This is a genomic window from Mesorhizobium sp. M1A.F.Ca.IN.020.06.1.1, assembly GCF_004023265.1.
GTDB lineage: Bacteria > Pseudomonadota > Alphaproteobacteria > Rhizobiales > Rhizobiaceae > Mesorhizobium.
Map to the genome: position 1 here is coordinate 1 of NZ_RZSR01001369.1, position 1,128 is coordinate 1,128.

Consider the following 1,128-nt stretch of genomic DNA (forward strand, 5'->3'; position numbering starts at 1 on the left):
GCTGCGGCTACTCGAAGGAGTAGGTAAAACCTTCCTTGGACGCGCCGACGGTGACCTTCGTCATCTTCTCGCCCTCCAGCGAGCGGTTGAGCACGCCGCGGCTGAGCTCCGGCAGCAGCGTGTTGGTGAGGATGGCGTCGATCATGCGGCCGCCGGACTCGATCTCGGTGCAGCGCGCCTTGACCAGATCCATGACGCCGTCGCCGATGACCAGTTCGGCATCGTTGGTCGCTTTAAGCCGCCGCGCGATCTTGCCGAACTGATGGCGGGCGATCGCCTCGATCATCGAATCCGACAGCGGATAATAGGGTATGGTGACCACGCGACCGAGGAAGGCGGCCGGGAAAACTTTCAGCAGCGGAGTGCGCAGGGCCGCGTCGAGATCGTCAATGCCGGTCCGCACGGTGCCGTTCTTGGTGCGGTCCATGATGACGTCGGAGCCGACATTCGAGGTGAGCAGGATCAGCGTGTTCTTGAAATCGATGCGCCGGCCCTCGCTGTCGTCCATCATGCCCTTGTCGAAGACCTGGAAGAAGATTTCGTGGACGTCCGGATGCGCCTTCTCGACCTCGTCGAGCAGGATCACCGAATAGGGTTTGCGCCGCACCGCCTCGGTCAGGATGCCGCCCTTGCCGTAACCGACATAGCCGGGCGGCGCGCCCTTGAGCGTCGAGACGGTATGCGCTTCCTGGAACTCGGACATGTTGATCGAGATCAGGTTCTGCTCGCCGCCATAAAGCGTCTCGGCAAGCGCCAGCGCGGTCTCGGTCTTGCCGACGCCGGAGGGGCCGCAGAGCAGGAATACGCCGACCGGCTTTTCCGGCGCGCCAAGGCCGGCGCGGCTGGTCTGGACACGTTTGGCGATCATCTCCATCGCGTGATCCTGGCCGACCACGCGTTCCGAAAGGGTCGCGGCCAGCCTGAGCGCTTTCTCGGTCTGGCTGGACAGCATCCGTCCGGTCGGGATGCCGGTCCAATCCTGCACCACGGCGGCGACCGCATTGCGATCGACCGAAGGCAGGATCAGCGGCGTCTCGCCCTGCGCCGCGGAAAGCTCCGCCATCAGCTCGCGCAGCCGCGCGAGATCGGCAGACGAACCGGCCGATCCCTGGGCGATCGTCTCTCCGA

1 protein-coding gene is annotated in these 1,128 nt (G+C 64.8%); it reads right to left on the bottom strand.

What is annotated here, in order from left to right; all coding sequences use genetic code 11:
* Window positions 1-7: 7 nt before the first annotated feature.
* On the bottom strand, window positions 8-1,128 hold a 1,121-nt coding region (locus EOA60_RS34070; RefSeq protein ID WP_128312678.1), incomplete at its 5' end, for an AAA family ATPase.